General features: G+C 57.3%; 11 protein-coding genes and 3 pseudogenes. 3 read left to right on the top strand and 11 right to left on the bottom strand.

Annotated elements, in window-relative coordinates:
• Window positions 1-332: 332 nt before the first annotated feature.
• Window positions 333-686: an SRPBCC family protein gene (locus ACRRSD_RS28340; protein WP_435036509.1), complete on the top strand. Its 354-nt coding sequence runs from the start codon at window positions 333-335 to the stop codon at window positions 684-686.
• Here the strand turns inward: ACRRSD_RS28340 and ACRRSD_RS28335 are convergent.
• Window positions 669-1,574 (bottom strand): LysR substrate-binding domain-containing protein, encoded by a 906-nt coding sequence (locus ACRRSD_RS28335; protein ID WP_435036508.1) that lies wholly within the window; start codon window positions 1,572-1,574, stop codon window positions 669-671. The two genes, ACRRSD_RS28340 and ACRRSD_RS28335, sit on opposite strands and share 18 nt — an antisense overlap.
• 91 nt (window positions 1,575-1,665) lie before the next feature.
• Here ACRRSD_RS28335 and ACRRSD_RS28330 point away from each other — a divergent pair, with 91 nt between their 5' ends.
• Window positions 1,666-2,601 (top strand): DMT family transporter, encoded by a 936-nt coding sequence (locus tag ACRRSD_RS28330; RefSeq protein ID WP_435036507.1) that lies wholly within the window; start codon window positions 1,666-1,668, stop codon window positions 2,599-2,601.
• Between the two features lie 137 nt (window positions 2,602-2,738).
• Here the strand turns inward: ACRRSD_RS28330 and ACRRSD_RS28325 are convergent, their stop codons facing one another.
• The 5 genes and pseudogenes from ACRRSD_RS28325 to ACRRSD_RS28305 all read right to left on the bottom strand — a co-directional run bounded on the left by ACRRSD_RS28325 (window position 2,739) and on the right by ACRRSD_RS28305 (window position 6,959).
• Window positions 2,739-3,062, bottom strand: a complete 324-nt coding sequence (locus ACRRSD_RS28325) for a hypothetical protein (RefSeq protein ID WP_435036506.1) — start codon at window positions 3,060-3,062, stop codon at window positions 2,739-2,741.
• A gap of 285 nt (window positions 3,063-3,347) precedes the next feature.
• Window positions 3,348-3,884, bottom strand: a pseudogene (locus ACRRSD_RS28320) (methyl-accepting chemotaxis protein); the annotation flags it as partial.
• A gap of 327 nt (window positions 3,885-4,211) precedes the next feature.
• Window positions 4,212-5,291: pseudogene (locus ACRRSD_RS28315) on the bottom strand (HAMP domain-containing protein); the annotation flags it as partial.
• A 168-nt stretch (window positions 5,292-5,459) separates the two neighbouring features.
• Window positions 5,460-5,669, bottom strand: a pseudogene (locus ACRRSD_RS28310) (hypothetical protein); the annotation flags it as partial.
• A gap of 39 nt (window positions 5,670-5,708) precedes the next feature.
• A complete protein-coding gene (locus ACRRSD_RS28305) occupies window positions 5,709-6,959 on the bottom strand; it encodes an MFS transporter (protein ID WP_435036505.1) in 1,251 nt (416 codons plus the stop codon).
• Between the two features lie 102 nt (window positions 6,960-7,061).
• On the opposite strand from ACRRSD_RS28305, the gene ACRRSD_RS28300 reads away from it, so the two are divergent.
• Window positions 7,062-8,030 carry an AraC family transcriptional regulator gene (locus ACRRSD_RS28300; RefSeq protein ID WP_435036504.1) on the top strand — a complete coding sequence of 323 codons (969 nt, stop codon included), beginning with the start codon at window positions 7,062-7,064 and terminating at the stop codon, window positions 8,028-8,030.
• 21 nt (window positions 8,031-8,051) lie between these two features.
• On the opposite strand, the gene ACRRSD_RS28295 is transcribed toward ACRRSD_RS28300, so the two are convergent.
• The 5 genes from ACRRSD_RS28295 to ACRRSD_RS28275 all read right to left on the bottom strand — a co-directional run bounded on the left by ACRRSD_RS28295 (window position 8,052) and on the right by ACRRSD_RS28275 (window position 14,130).
• Complete coding sequence (locus tag ACRRSD_RS28295; protein ID WP_435036503.1) at window positions 8,052-8,813, bottom strand: SDR family oxidoreductase; 762 nt, start codon at window positions 8,811-8,813, stop codon at window positions 8,052-8,054.
• Between the two features lie 29 nt (window positions 8,814-8,842).
• Window positions 8,843-9,670 (bottom strand): EamA family transporter, encoded by an 828-nt coding sequence (locus ACRRSD_RS28290; RefSeq protein ID WP_435036502.1) that lies wholly within the window; start codon window positions 9,668-9,670, stop codon window positions 8,843-8,845.
• A gap of 74 nt (window positions 9,671-9,744) precedes the next feature.
• Window positions 9,745-10,650, bottom strand: a complete 906-nt coding sequence (gene gcvA / locus ACRRSD_RS28285) for a transcriptional regulator GcvA (RefSeq protein WP_435036501.1) — start codon at window positions 10,648-10,650, stop codon at window positions 9,745-9,747.
• An 82-nt stretch (window positions 10,651-10,732) separates the two neighbouring features.
• Window positions 10,733-12,109 (bottom strand): McrC family protein, encoded by a 1,377-nt coding sequence (locus ACRRSD_RS28280; RefSeq protein ID WP_435036500.1) that lies wholly within the window; start codon window positions 12,107-12,109, stop codon window positions 10,733-10,735.
• A complete protein-coding gene (locus tag ACRRSD_RS28275) occupies window positions 12,109-14,130 on the bottom strand; it encodes an McrB family protein (protein ID WP_435036499.1) in 2,022 nt (673 codons plus the stop codon). Before ACRRSD_RS28275 ends, ACRRSD_RS28280 begins: the two co-directional genes overlap by 1 nt.
• Between the last annotated feature and the right edge of the window lie 159 nt (window positions 14,131-14,289).

Below are 14,289 nucleotides of genomic sequence, written 5' to 3'. Positions count from 1 at the left end.
CTCAATCTTCGCGGATGCCAATGACTCAATGACACTACGCACGACCTCATCAGGTCATGCCTCTTCTTTTGAGCTCAACGGAGCATGGGCCAATACCTGGCCGATCAGTTGATCAGTTGATCAGTTGATCAGTTGATCAGTTGATCAGCAATGGCCTGACGATTTTGCTTTTTTAGCCAATCTTCGAACGCCTAAGCACCATTCCAGCAGCGTAGGCTCGTCTGGGCTTTACCCAACGGGCCGAAGGCCGTTACACCAATTGCAGCAAGCGCATCCTAAATTGGAAGGGCTTGCTATACATAGGCTTCCCAATAAGCCTGCTTACGTAGTGGTTGCACTTTTGCCTGGAGGTCTATCCAGGAGGATATATGAATGTGTTGCATCACCTTCCGGTCAGCGTGGAAAAGACCCTGCAGGTGGTTGAATGGTTTTGCACGGCAGCAACTCCCTCCCCGGAAGAACAGGAGGTCATCGACTTCGTCGCCGTGATCCGCGAAGAAGATATCCCCTTGTGCGCCAGTGTGCAGCGCGGCCTGAACAGTGACGGCTACCAGCAAGGTCGCTTTATCGTTGACCCGGCGCTCGGGGCCAACAGCGAGCACGCCGTGCACGACATTCAGAAAAAGACCCTGACCGCGCTGGGATTGCTGCCCACTGACCGGAAGAAATCAATCTCTGAAAGATGAATTCAACCATTCCAGCAGGTGGCGAACCGACGGGCTCAGGGTTTCATTACGCCATTGGTACACGCTCAAGGCTTCAGGGAGGTGTACGGATTCGGAAAAAGGCCGTATCAGGTCACCACTGGCGAGCATCTTTTCACTGGTCCGACGCCACCCAAGGGCAAAACCCAGGCCTTCGACACACGCCTGCATCATGACCGGATAGCTGTCATGGAACTTGCCCTTGAGCTCTCCGGGCCTGATGTGAAATTCCCCCAGCCAGTCGCTCCAGGTGCTCCAGTACTGAGGCGTGGCGACGTGATGCAGCAAAGGCAGGCCCACCAAGCTTCGCAAGGTTAGTGGGTGATCGCCCAACGAGGCCAGGTAGCCGGGGCTGCACACCGGGAACACGTCATCACTCAAGGTCAACAACCGGGTGTGATCACCAGAAGGACGACCAGAGGTCTGGATAGCTATATCGAATTTTTCCGCGGTTTCAGTGATCGGTTGGATGGATGCATTGAGGCGAACGTTCAGGTCAGGGTACTTCCTGTGCAAATGCGTGATATTGGGCATCAACCAGTAAAACGCTTCGCACAATTGCACCTCCAGAACGATTTCATTGTTGTCCCGTCCCGACTTTAAATCTTCCGCGCGTGAAGCGATGCCAAGGAAAGCCGTGCGCACCGCGTCGCGAAACTCGGCGCCCGCTTCGGTCAGAAATACGGCGCGATTTCTACGCGTAAATAACGCGACGCCAAGGAATTCTTCCAGGGATCGTATCTGTTTACTGATTGCAGCCTGGGTGAGATGCAGCTCATCCGAGGCTTTGGAAAAACTTTCCAGACGCGCCGCGGCTTCAAAGGGAACCAGACTGGAAAGTGGGGGCAGTGAGCGTTTGAAGTTATCCATAATTTTCATTCCTCCTGCGTAACCATAAGTCACTTTAAATGCAAAACGAGCTCACCCAGAATCCTCCAGGTCGATCACATCAGGACCCATCATGTCTGCAACCACAACCGTTACCGCCGCTGAAAACCGACAAAGCATCCTCATCGTCGTAGGTTCGGTGTTCCTGTTGTCAGTGTCAGACGCTCTTATCAAGGCCACCAGCGCCGAGACATCGATGTGGCAGCTCTACGTGATTCGCTCGATCCTGGCCATTGGCATGCTCGTCGCTTTGCTGATTTACCGCCGCGGCACAACGCAACAGCGGCCGCTTTCCCCCTTGTGGATTGGGGCAAGGAGCCTGCTGCTCGCCCTGATGTGGATCGCCTTTTACAGCGCACTGCCCTTCATCAGCCTGACCATAGCCGCATTGGCGATCTATACGACACCTTTGTTTATCGCTTTGTTCTCGGCAGTTACCTTGGACGAGCATGTCACACCGCGCAAATGGGTGGCCATTCTGGTGGGTTTCGCCGGGGTGCTGGTCACCCTCGCGCCCAGTCAGGCTGACTTCAACCTATGGACATTGCTGCCCGTGCTCGCAGCGATTTTCTACGCCCTCGCAGCGGTCGTGACCAAGGGCAAGTGCGCCAATGAGATGCCGATGCACCTGGCACTGGCGCTGAACATCGTCCTGTTGTCGATGGGGTTGGTCGGCAGCATCGTCGTCGCACAGACCGGCCCTCACCTGCCGGCCAACGAGGGCCTGCGGTTTCTGGTCGGCGGCTGGTCGCCAATGGCGATCAGCGACTGGGGCGTGATGGTCGTGCTGGCGATTCTGATGGTACTGGTCAGTACCGGCATCGCCCGGGCCTATCAGATCGGCGAAACCTCGATCATCGGCGCATTCGATTACACCTACCTGATCTTCGCAATTGCCTGGGGGGCGTTACTGTTCAACGAAGTGCTCAATGGCCGGACCGCGGCCGGTCTGGCCCTTATCCTGATTTCAGGCTTCATCCTGTTGAAAAATCCCGCCGCCACGCGCTGAACGCTTCACATGCACAGGCCTTAACAAGGAGCTGTTTATGCTGACGTCATCCGATTCCCTGCCCAATGTGATTTTGTGGGCGGTTTCCCGCAGCCGCTCTACCGCTTTCGAGCGGGCCGTGATGCAGCATCCAGACGTCAGGGTGTTGCACGAAAGGCTTTCTGAGCCTTTTCTGGCCAGGCATTCTGGAAAGAGGACAACTGGCCATTCATGCCGGCAGGTTGATCAATGTGGCGCTGCTGGGCAACAGCTTGATTGTGGACTTTAAACGGCGCAGCGATCAGGCAACTGCATCGCTCAAGGTCAGCAGTATCATCAATTGCACCGGACCCAACCTTGACATCCGGCGAGTCGATACTCACTTGGTCAACAACTTGCTGGAGCAAGGGCTTCTTAGCGCCGCCCCGTGTGGCTTCGGGATACTTGTGGACGAGCAATTGCGCGTGTTGGATCAGCAGCATCAACCGATACCTCGGCTTAGCTATGTGGGGCCCATGCTCAAGGCGCAGTATTGGGAAGCCACCGCCGTCCCTGAGCTTCGGCGCTTTTCGTTCAAATTAGCCATGCGCATGACAACCCTGCTGACAGATGCACCGGCTGGTACTGGGCAGGATTCCAGGTTGCGCGTGACGTCTCAAGGTGAGCCAGATGTTGCCACTGACCTAAACAGCACTCCGCATGCTGCAGGGTGAACGTAGCGCAGTCGGCAACTGCCGTAGATGCGGTCCGGCTTCCGGCTCGGGATACTAATATTTGAAACGACCCACCAGGCCTTTGAGCTGACCGGAAATGTCTATCAATCGACCCGAGCCAGCCTGTGACGACTGAGCAAAGCCTTCGACCAGTTGGGCATCGGCATGGATCTGCGCGATGTGGCGATTGATCTCTTCGGCCACTTGGTGCTGCTCCTCGGCGGCTGTGGCGATCTGGGTATTCTGGTCGCGAATCGAGTCCACCGAGCCTCGGATCTTGTCGAAGCTGTCACGCGCCTGCTGAATGCGTTCCACACTGGCGTGGGACACTTGCAGGCTGCCTTGCATCTGCTGCGTGACCTCCTGGGTGCGGCGGGCGAGATTTCCTAGCAAGCTGTCGATCTCGCCGGTGGAGTCGGCTGTCCTGCGAGCCAGGGCGCGGACTTCGTCGGCGACTACGGCGAAACCTCGGCCTTGATCACCGGCGCGCGCGGCTTCAATCGCCGCATTGAGCGCTAGCAAGTTGGTTTGCTCGGCAATCGAGCGGATGGTATCGAGAATGGTGTTGATGTTCTGGCTGTCCTGCTCCAGCAACTGCATGGTCTGGGTCGACTTTTGCAGGTCTTCGCTGAGCTTGAGCACGCTGCCGGTGGCTTCGCCGATGTGCTGCTGGCCGTCATGTACGTCGCGGTAGCCTTCGTCGGCACTCGACGCGGCAGCACTGCACGAACGTGCAACTTCGTTGGCAGTAGCGACCATTTCGTTGAACGCGGTGCTCACCAACTCCACGGCCTCACGCTGGCGACCTGCAGCCTGGTTCATATTGTTGGCCACTTCGCTAGTCTCGGCGGCCGCGGTCTGCAGGTCAGATGAGGCGCTGCCTATGCGTTGCACTAATTGTGCAATCATGCTCAGGAACTGGTTGAACCAGCCCGCCAGGCTGGCGGTTTCGTCCTTGCCCTGCACCTGGAGTTGGCGCGTCAGGTCGCCTTCTCCTTCGGCGATTTCTTGCAGGCCGTCGGCCACGCCGCGAATCGGACGCACGATGACGCTGGCAAAGCTGGCGCCTACTATCGCGAACACCAACGCCAATGCCGCTGCAATGGCGGCGATCAACCAGGTCAGCCGGCTGACGTCGGCCATCACTTCATCACGCTTGATCAGGCCGATAAAGCGCCAGCCCAGGTCTTTGGAACTGACCACGTTGGCCATGTAGGCTACGCCATCAATCTGGATTTGGGTCACGCCGTCGCCTCCCTTGGCTAGTTCGGCGTAGTTGGGACCCAGGTCGGCCAGAGGTTTGAAGTTATGCTTCGCGTCGCTGGCGTCTACCAGCACGTTACCGTTGTCTTCCACCAGCATCAGGTAGCCGCTATCGCCCAGCTTGATGTTGCGCACCAGTTCAGTCAGCTGTTTAAGCGACACGTCAAGGCCAACCACTCCCCGGATATTCCCGGCGGCGTCGGCGACAGTACGCACGGTGCCGATCAGCGTCACATCGTCCGGCGCCCAATAGTAGGCACCCGTGCGCACAGTGGCGCCTGGCGTGGCGATGGCCGCTTTATACCAGGGACGGACGCGCGGATCGTAGTTGTTCAGCTTGGTGTCGTCCGGCCAACTGGCGTATCCGCCGTCGCTCAGACCCAGGGACAGGTAAGCAGTACTCGGATGACTTTTGGCGAATTGCTCAAATATCGCCAGCAGCTCTTTGTTGGCCTGAGTAAGTGGAATTTGCGCGGCTTCGGCACCCGCGTAGCTCTTGAGGTCTTTCGCCGCGACAACGCGCGGGTCCTTGGCTATATAGTCGACGTTTTGGCTTATGCCGTCGAAAAACTGCTTCATGCCATTGTCGATCTGGCGGATCTCACGACCGCTGCTGTCGAGAAAATTGGCCTGAGCCCCCTCTCGCAAATTCAGCACTACCAAAACGGCGACCAAGATGACCGGGACGCACGCGATAGCTGCGAACGCCCAAGTCAGCTTCTGCTTGATATTCATGACTTCACCTGCGGATATTTATAGTTTTGGCAAGGGGAAACGCTAGCAGTGAACGTCGCATGTGTTGTTATGAGGAGATAGAGCCCATGCGTACTCTGAGTTATCGACCGCGACGGTGCGCACTTTAGAACGGCGAACATCGGCAAACTCAGCGCAATCTATCTGCGATTAAAGAAAGGCGTCCCTGCCTTGGAAAACCTTCCAAAACGTCGCATCGATTTTCCTGGCCGCCGCTTCACTGACCCAACCCTGCCAGATTTCGGGATCCGGCTTCTGCGCCAGTTGGACCCAGTCCAACTGGCGCAGAAGCGGTGTGGGTGTTCAGTAACAGAGCAGGATCGGTTCGCCCCGCCTGCAGCTCGATAACACGGTTGCGTCCCTGGTTACGGACGGATCGAGGCGGTTTGGCAAACCGGATCAAAGGTGTAACGCGGGTTTGGACTGGCGAACGCCATGGCGAGAAGGAACGCGGACACGCAGGGCAATCAGCAACGCGGCCAGCAGCATCAGCACGGCAGCCGCTACGAATACGCCTGCGCTGCCACCGAGACTGAACATTGCACCGCCGGCGGCAGCGCCAGTGGCGATGGCTGACTGCACAGAGGCCACTACCATGCCTCCGGCGCTTTCCGCCTGATCAGGTACCGCGCTGGCGACCCAGTTCGACCACGCCACCGGCACACCACCAAAGGCCATGCCCCAGACCGCCAGCAGTACCGCCTGCCCCGGCACCGAGGCCGGCAACAGCACCAACGCCAGCGCTGCAACGCCGACCAGCGCGGGCATCAGCACCAGAGTGGCCAGCGGGTGGCGCTCCAGCAGCCTGCCGGCCAACAGCGTGCCGACAAAGTTCGCCACACCGAACCCCAGCAGCATCAGTGACAGACCTTGCGCGCCGATGCCGGTAGTCCCTTCAAGGAATGGCCGAACATAGGTAAACATCGCGAAGTGCCCGCTGTGCACCAGCACACAACCGAACATCCCCATGGCGATGCCTGGGCGCTGCAACACCTCGAGTACAGTGCGCAGGCGTGCCGGCCGGCGCGGCGCAAGACGCGGCAGAGTGAACGACTGGAACGCCAGGGTCACCATGCCTACCGCCGCCGCGGCAAAGAACGCGCTGCGCCAGCCATACAACCCGCCCAGATAGCTCCCCAGCGGCACGGCAACGACCGTGCCGATGGCAATGCCGCTGAAAATGATCGACAGCGCTCGGGGCAACAAAGCACTCGGCACCAAGCGCATCGCAACCGCCGCCGCCATGCTCCAAAACCCGCCAAGGGCAATGCCCAGCAAGATGCGCATCAATAACAGCACCGCGAAGCTGGAGGAAACGGCGACCAACAGATTGGAGGCGACCATCAACGTGGAAAAACCCAACAACACCCAACGTCGGTCGATGCTTCGGGTCAGGCCTGGCACCAGCAAGCCTGCGAACAGCGCCACCACGGCTGTCACCGTTACCGCTTGGCCAGCCAGCGCTTCGGACACTCCCAGGTCGGTAGACATCAGGGTCAACAAACTGGCCGGAAGGTACTCAGCGGTCAGTAACCCGAACACACCCATTGCCAACGAAAATACTGCCATCCACGCGGGGGTTGCAGGTTCTACGTCCGCGCCGACGCCGCAATGGCGGTCGGACACGGTGTTACATACACATTCAGTCATTGCACGGATCTCCCGATCTTCATTTAGCGCCGAAGTCTAGGCGCCGAAATCCGGATGATCTATGATCCAAAGTCTCTACTTTTTGACCAAAACACCTGAACGATGCCTGCAGATCAATTTGCCCTTTCCTCGGACCTCATCAACGAACTGTTGCGCGGCATGCGTCTGCGTGGCGTTGAATACCGGCGTATTCAGGCGGGTCCTGCCTTTGGTTTGGGTTTCGCGGAAAAACCTGGGCATGCCTGGTTCCACTTCATGGCCGTCGGCAATGCGGTACTGCGAATGGAGGACGGCAGCACCTACGCGCTGTCTGCCGGCAACGCCGTGTTCATATCCCATGGCGCGGCCCATCAACTGACTTCCCATCAGGGCGCGCCTGTCCAGGACATCGATCGTCTAGACGGTGCGCCCTTGGGTGAGACCGTCAGTGCGGTGGATACCGGAACGGATGCCAGCGCCACTCCGAGCACTATTCTGTTCAGTGGTTGTATGGAGTTTGAGCTGGGCAGTATCCATGGCCTTGGCCGACTGATGCCGGGCCTGATGCTGATTGATGCCGGCGGCCAGCGTTACCCTGGGCTGGTGCCGATCCTGACCACCATGGAACGCGAGGTAAGCGCCGCACGCGTCGGTTACGCCGGCATCCTTGCGCGTTTGGCCGACGTGGTGGCTGCGATGGTCGTTCGCGGCTGGGTGGAGTGCGCCTGCGGCAATGCTTCTGGCCTGGTCGCCGCCTTGCGCGATCCACGCTTGGCCGGTGCACTGCTTGCGCTCCATCAACAACCGGGCCGCGACTGGACTGTTGCGCAGTTGGCAGAGCACTGCAACACCTCACGCTCGGTCTTCGCGGACCGCTTCCAGGCGACGATTGGCATGGCTCCGCTACGCTATGTCACCGAACTGCGAATGCGGCTTGCAAGCCAGTGGCTGACCCTCGAAAGGCTACCGATTGAAGAGGTAGCGCAGCGTTTGGGCTATACATCCCAGGCCGCGTTCAGTCGTGCATTCAAGCGCATTACGGGCAAGACGCCTGGATTGAGCCGCAAGGTGAGGCAAGCCGAATGCAGCTAGTCGATTATCCCTGCCACTGAATCATTTACCTCCCGTTACATCGAGGAATGTACCGGTAACGAATGATGCCTCCGCGCTCGCCAACCATAGAATCCCGCGAGCCACTTCCTCAGGCTGTCCGCCCCGCCCCATCGGGATCGAGTCCTTGACACGATCGACCCGCCCCGGCTCACCGCCACTGGCGTGCATTTCGGTATAGATATGTCCGGGGCGAATACAGTTAACGCGTATACCTTCCCGTGCGACCTCCTTTGCAAAGCCAATGGTGAACGTCTCCAAGGCTCCCTTTGACGCCGCATAGTCGACATATTCATTGGGGCTGCCAAGGCGCGCCGAGGCCGATGAGACATTGATCACCACGCCGCCCAGGCCGTTGTAGCGGTAAGACATGCGCTTCACCGCCTGTTGGGCACAGAGAATTGGGCCAATGGCATTGACCGCAAAGATGCGCTGCATTCGCTCGAAGCCGAGGTCCTCCAGGCGTGACTGCGGCGCCAGCATCCCGGCGTTATTGACCAGGACGTCGATGCGTCCGAACGAGTGGTCGATCGCCGCGAACAAATCGACCACCTGTTGGGGATCCGCACTGTCCGCGCGCACCGCCAACGCCCGCTGCCCCAATGCTTGCACATCCGCAACCACAGCCAGCGCTGCGGGTTCGTTGGCAACGTAGCTGATCGCCACGTCATAACCTCTTGCGGCGGCCAGCCGGGCAGTTGCTGCCCCTACTCCACGACTTCCGCCCGTAATCAGAATCAGCGGTGCCTGCGATACGTTGACCATGAAACTTAACTCCTGAGCCGTTGGCTGTATCAGCCGATGATGAGAGTGCCGCTGGCGATCACTACGCATGCCAGTATCCGGCGCGCGGTGAGCGTCTCGCCGAGAAACACATAGCCGATCAACGCCGCAAACAGCACGCTGGTTTCGCGCAATGCGGATACCGCGCCCAAGGGCGCTTCGTTCATGGCGTAGATGACCATTGCATAGGCGAGCAAAGAGACCAGCCCGCCGACCAGCGCGGTCACTGTTCCGGGCCGGACGGAGAACAAGCTGCGGGTATCGCGCAGGCCGATATAGACCATTGGCATCAGTACGCCCCACAGGGCACACATCCACACCGTGTAGGCTAGCGGCGCGCCCGAGAGCCTGGCGCCGATGCCGTCAACCACGCTGTAGGCCGCGATAAAGCCGCCCGTTCCCAGCGCATAAGGCAGGCTGGGAACCGACAGACTGCGCCCTCTGAAAGCCAGCGACATAATCCCGCCTGACACCAGCGCAATACCGAGTAACAAGTCAGGCGTGATGCTTTCTCCGGCAAACACGGCGGCCCCCAGAGTGATCAACACCGGCGATGATCCACGGGAAATCGGATAGATCTGCCCCAGGTCGCCGACCCGGTAACTGCGCACCAGAAACAGGTTGTAGCCGACATGCAGCAACCCTGAAAGCACCGCGTAGCGCCAGCTCTCAATCGCGGGGGGCACCATGAACGCTGCGGCGACGACACTGGTGATGGCGATGGCAATGCACATCACTGTCATCGACCACAACCGATCGGCACCGCTACGCAGCAGCGCATTCCAGCTGGCATGCAGGAGCGCGGCGAAAAGTACGAGGAAGATGAGATGGATAGGCATGCGCCACTTTAGGCAATGCGGCACCGGGACTAAAGCGAAGCCTCCTCATCACAACATGAGCAAATGCTCATGACTCACTCATCCGGCCGTTGGACTTTCAGTGCCTCGCCGACGAGCCATTGGCGAAAGCTGGCGATGTGCGGTTGCGATTCAATGCCCTTGGGGCAGACGAAGTAGTAAGCCAGCGGTGATGGGAATGGCACATCAAACAGCCGCACCAAACGGCCATCGCTGATTTCGTTCTCGACATGCCCGCTGCGCACTAATGCAACGCCCTGACCGAGCAAGGCTGCCTCGACCGTCATGTTGGTATCACCAAATCTGACGCTCTCCTTGAGCGGCAAATAGGCCAGCCCGACGGCTTGAAACCATACCGCCCATTTTGGTACCAGTTCGGCACCATCCCGCGTCAGCAGCGGAAACTGCAACAGTTCTGCGGGGTTCTGCGGAGTTCCGACGCGCCGCAACAGTTCGGGGCTGGCCACAGGAAATACCTGCTCCCCAAACAGGAACTCAGAATGCAGACCGGGGTAATCGCCCTTGCCGAGTCTGATCGCAACATCAGCCTGGCCGTGAGAGAAGTGGATTATTTTATCCGTGGTGTCCAGCGAGACCAGCAGCTCGGGGTGTTGACGAGCGAGACGCGGCAAGCGTGGCAGCAGCCATTTGAGCGCGAAGGAATAGGTGGTGCTGACGCTGAGTCGAACTCTGTCTTTTTGCTCGCGCAAATCACCCAAAGTGGCCTCCAGGCTGATGAAAAACTCCCGCACGATAGGCGCCAGCGCAGCCCCCGCTGCTGTGAGGCGTAACGCCTTGCCACGTTCAAACAACTGCACTCCCCAAAGGGCTTCAAGATGTTTGAGCTGATGACTGACCGCGCTTTGAGTCACGTGTAGCTCTTGTGCGGCCGACGTAAAGGTCAAGTGCCGGGTGGCAACTTCAAATGCGCGCAAGGTCGCGGTGGGCGGCAGGTCTCTCATGGGGCAGTATCCGGCGAATGATCAGAAAGGTGCGTGCATGAACGCTAGCTCATGATAATGCCGAACTCACTAGTGACGTCACTCAGGGAGCCATCAAATCCGCTTGAGCGGCCTCCACTCTTTCAGTTCCGCCTGGAATCGGTTCCCGCTCCAGGATTTCGCGAGTTTCACTGCCATAGAGACAACGACCCAAAGGTGATGTCTCGGGGAGTAACAACTTGCGGCTTTTAATACAAAACGGCACAACCCAAAGCTTCAATTCTTTCGAACTCGTGAAGTCGAATACAGGCAAAGGTTGAGTAAATGACTCCGTCCACGGGTAGATCAACACGACACTCCCCGAGCTCTTCAAATAGAGGTGTGCGTAGGCGTGCAATTGGTAGAAATCGCTCTGGCTGAGTTGATATTTCTCAACACTGTTTCCCTTGGCACTATCCAGAAGCTTCCATTTCGTATCGAGCACCAGGCAAGTTTGGCCGCCCTGTTCTATCAACAAATCCGGTATGAGGCGGAACCAGCCTTGCTGCTTGTGGCTCACTAAATGGTGCTTGCTGGTCTGGGTCCGCAGATTGAAACCCTGCCGGACCTGAGCGTCGAGGTGCTTCGCCACATAAGCTTCGAACACCGCCTCCATGGGAAACAACATGGAAGGTGCGTTGTGCTTGCCTGCACCTGTCACCGGGCTGTCGCCTTGCAGGATCAACCGCGCCCAGGCAAGCGCTGGTTCGTAATAGCTCATATCCCGATCCAGCCGGATACGCTTGAGGTCCTGAGCTACATCAGTGCACACAGGCACGTCGGCGAACACGAAACACAACTCGCGCGCCAGGCGCTGGTTACCCGGTACTTTGCACATACCCAGCGCTTTGCGCAGTGCTGCATGAATGAGCCTGTTTTCAGCGCGGTCCTGAATAAACTCGCCGTATTCGGTGAAAAACCGGTCACGACGCACCACATTCTGCGACAGATGAGCCGCTATCAACAATTTGCCACGCAGGCTCGACAGATTAGCCTGCCGAGTGCTGTAGTCACTTCGAACTCCTCGCTTTACCACATCCATTGCTGACGCTAGAAACTGCTGAAGAAATACCTCGAACAACGGCATCTGTTCCTTTTGAAGATCAGCATTGGATGTCTTGATATGACGAAAGCCTCGCAGACACTTGAGCATCTGTATCAACGTTTTGCGTGCGTCTTCCACAGTCGTATTGCGACCGATCTTGGGCAGAATCTCTATTTGATAACCACAGGGAGCACAGAGCACGCCCACATAGTTGGAGAACTGAATGGCGCGCCGCCCCCGACGACTTGTCAATTTCATCCGGACCGGCGCAAGTACGTCAGGGGTCAGGCATTGCTCTTCAAGCCAGGCAAATACTTTCGCGGGGACAGTGTTGCCAATTGCACCGTCAGCCTTGGGTACCAGCGTATCGAACTCGAAAATCTGTATGGACGTCATTAAGCAAGCGTCGCGTAGATTTCGATAAAGGCTTGCGGGTGATGCAGCGCATCCGCATTCAAACGGTACTGAGGCCGCAGCGAGTATTCATCCAGACCGTGATTGGCGCCAAACAGGTCCTTGGGCAGACTGTCGGTTTTCAACTCCTGGACAAACTGAAGCATGTCCGCCGATTTCTGGTTATCGCCCAGTACCAGTCGAATTTTTTGCCAATCCTCGAAAAAATACTCTTCCAGCAGCGGAATAATGCGTGTCTTGAAAATGCCGCCGAGAGCCTTGAAACGCTCCTCGGACGCGAGATTTTTTAATGACGTGAAATACGCGTGCCCAATGGCATGTTCACGGTCGTACAACGCCTCGATACGTCTGTTGAGTGCAGTCAGCAATTTATCGAGAAAGATCGTATGGCCGCCTTCGGAAACCGCGATTTCGGCCAACATAGACGGTTCTGGCATCAACTCGATGAATTCGAAACGGCGACGCAACGCCGTATCTACCAATGCCAGTGAGCGGTCAGCCGTGTTCATCGTCCCAATCACGTCAACATTTGAGGGAACGCTGAATGGATTGCTCGAGTAGGGCAACGTCAGGGTTACCTCATATTCGCCGCCCTTGCGCTTGTCGACTTCAATCAGTGTGATCAACTCGCCAAAAATCTTGCTGATGTTGCCGCGGTTGATTTCGTCAATCACCATCGCGTATTGCTGATCAGGATATTTCTGCGCCTCTTCGCACAGCCGTAAGAATGCACCTTTTTTGATCTCGTACCGGACATCCTTTGAAGAGTCTGCTTGTGTCTTTTCCAGAGTCAGGTCTTCGGGATCGACAAGCACCGGACGCAGACCTTCGACGAACTCTTCGTAGCCATACGATTGGTGGAAGGTGACAAATTCATAGCGTTTTATCCCATCGCCGGAGGTGTAGTCGTCGCGAAGCAACTCTTGCAGCTTGCGGGTTTTGCCAGTGCCCGGCGGGCCAAAATAAATTCGATTCCGTGGAGCGGTCGCTCCCTTGATCGATCCAAGGCTATCGGGATGTTCACCCTCCTCTGCGCCCACTTCCTCCTCGCTGCCGTAATCATCGGGCCATAAACCTCTGCGCCTGAAGGTCCGCCCTTGCTGGGGCCAGATACCGTTATTACGGGCATCTATCGCTTCGACCGATGCCACGAGTGCCTCACTCAGATCCTGGTTTTCCGAAATTGTATTCACACCGCCGAACGATACCCACCTGACCGACACACGATGCGTTTGCACGAACAATATGCCCGTGGATGATCCCCTCGTCGCACCCGGCTGCTTTCTGCCGAAGACCAACTGAGCGTTAGTCGACTTGGTAGACCACCAATCAAAACCCAGTTCATGTATTGCAACGGCCAGCCGGGTAAACAACTGTCTCGTCTCACGGCTCCATTTCGGCTGTCGCTCTCTAAAGTCTTTGCTGACCTGAAAATGGTTCAATATTTCCATCACATCAGTCGAGGTGGTCAAGCCAAGCTGTTTAGCCATGTCGTCGTATCCAATCACAAATTTTGAAATGGCCTCGACACTCCAGTCGACAATCCCCTGAAAGCCACGCGCCATGCCCTCTTCAGCCGGCAAGGTCGCAACAATAGGTGAGTACTGATAAGGGCCGCGCAGTTTGTCATAGCGGTCGCGCAACGCTTTATCGGCGTTTTTTGTATCGACCAGATCAAGTTTGACGACAAAGCCCCAAGTAGCATCAATACCTACGGTGTAGGCCAGACCTTGGGGAGCGTCAGCACGAGGATAGATTCGTGCCCAGTTGTAGCCCAAAAACGTCTTCTGCCATTGGCCAATTGGCCTGCGAATGACTCGAGGAGCAATGCTGTCTGGGAATACACGCCGTTGCAGTTCAATTGCCCACTGCTTGGTGATGTCGTAGGCCTCGCGCAACTGACTGTAGGCTTGCCGGTGTGCAATGTCGGTCTTGTCAAAGACCCTTTTCTGCCATGTACTCAAACAGTCGAATTGGTCGCGGGTAAAGAAGTTTGCCGCCACGTTTGTAGTCCCATCCTTGAAAGTAATTTCATAGTGCCACCACTCAGAAAGAACGGATAGAGCGACGTAAAATAGTTATTCATATCTGCGCCTCTTTTGCATTTTTGTGCGACAGATCCCCTTTCAGGACTCCCGCAAGGCTCTGGCACGGTGTTAGTT

It is taken from the genome of Pseudomonas neuropathica, assembly GCF_051174785.1.
Classification (GTDB): domain Bacteria; phylum Pseudomonadota; class Gammaproteobacteria; order Pseudomonadales; family Pseudomonadaceae; genus Aquipseudomonas; species Aquipseudomonas neuropathica_A.
Note: the sequence above shows the minus strand (reverse complement) of the source record. Positions and strands in the feature narration are given on the sequence as shown.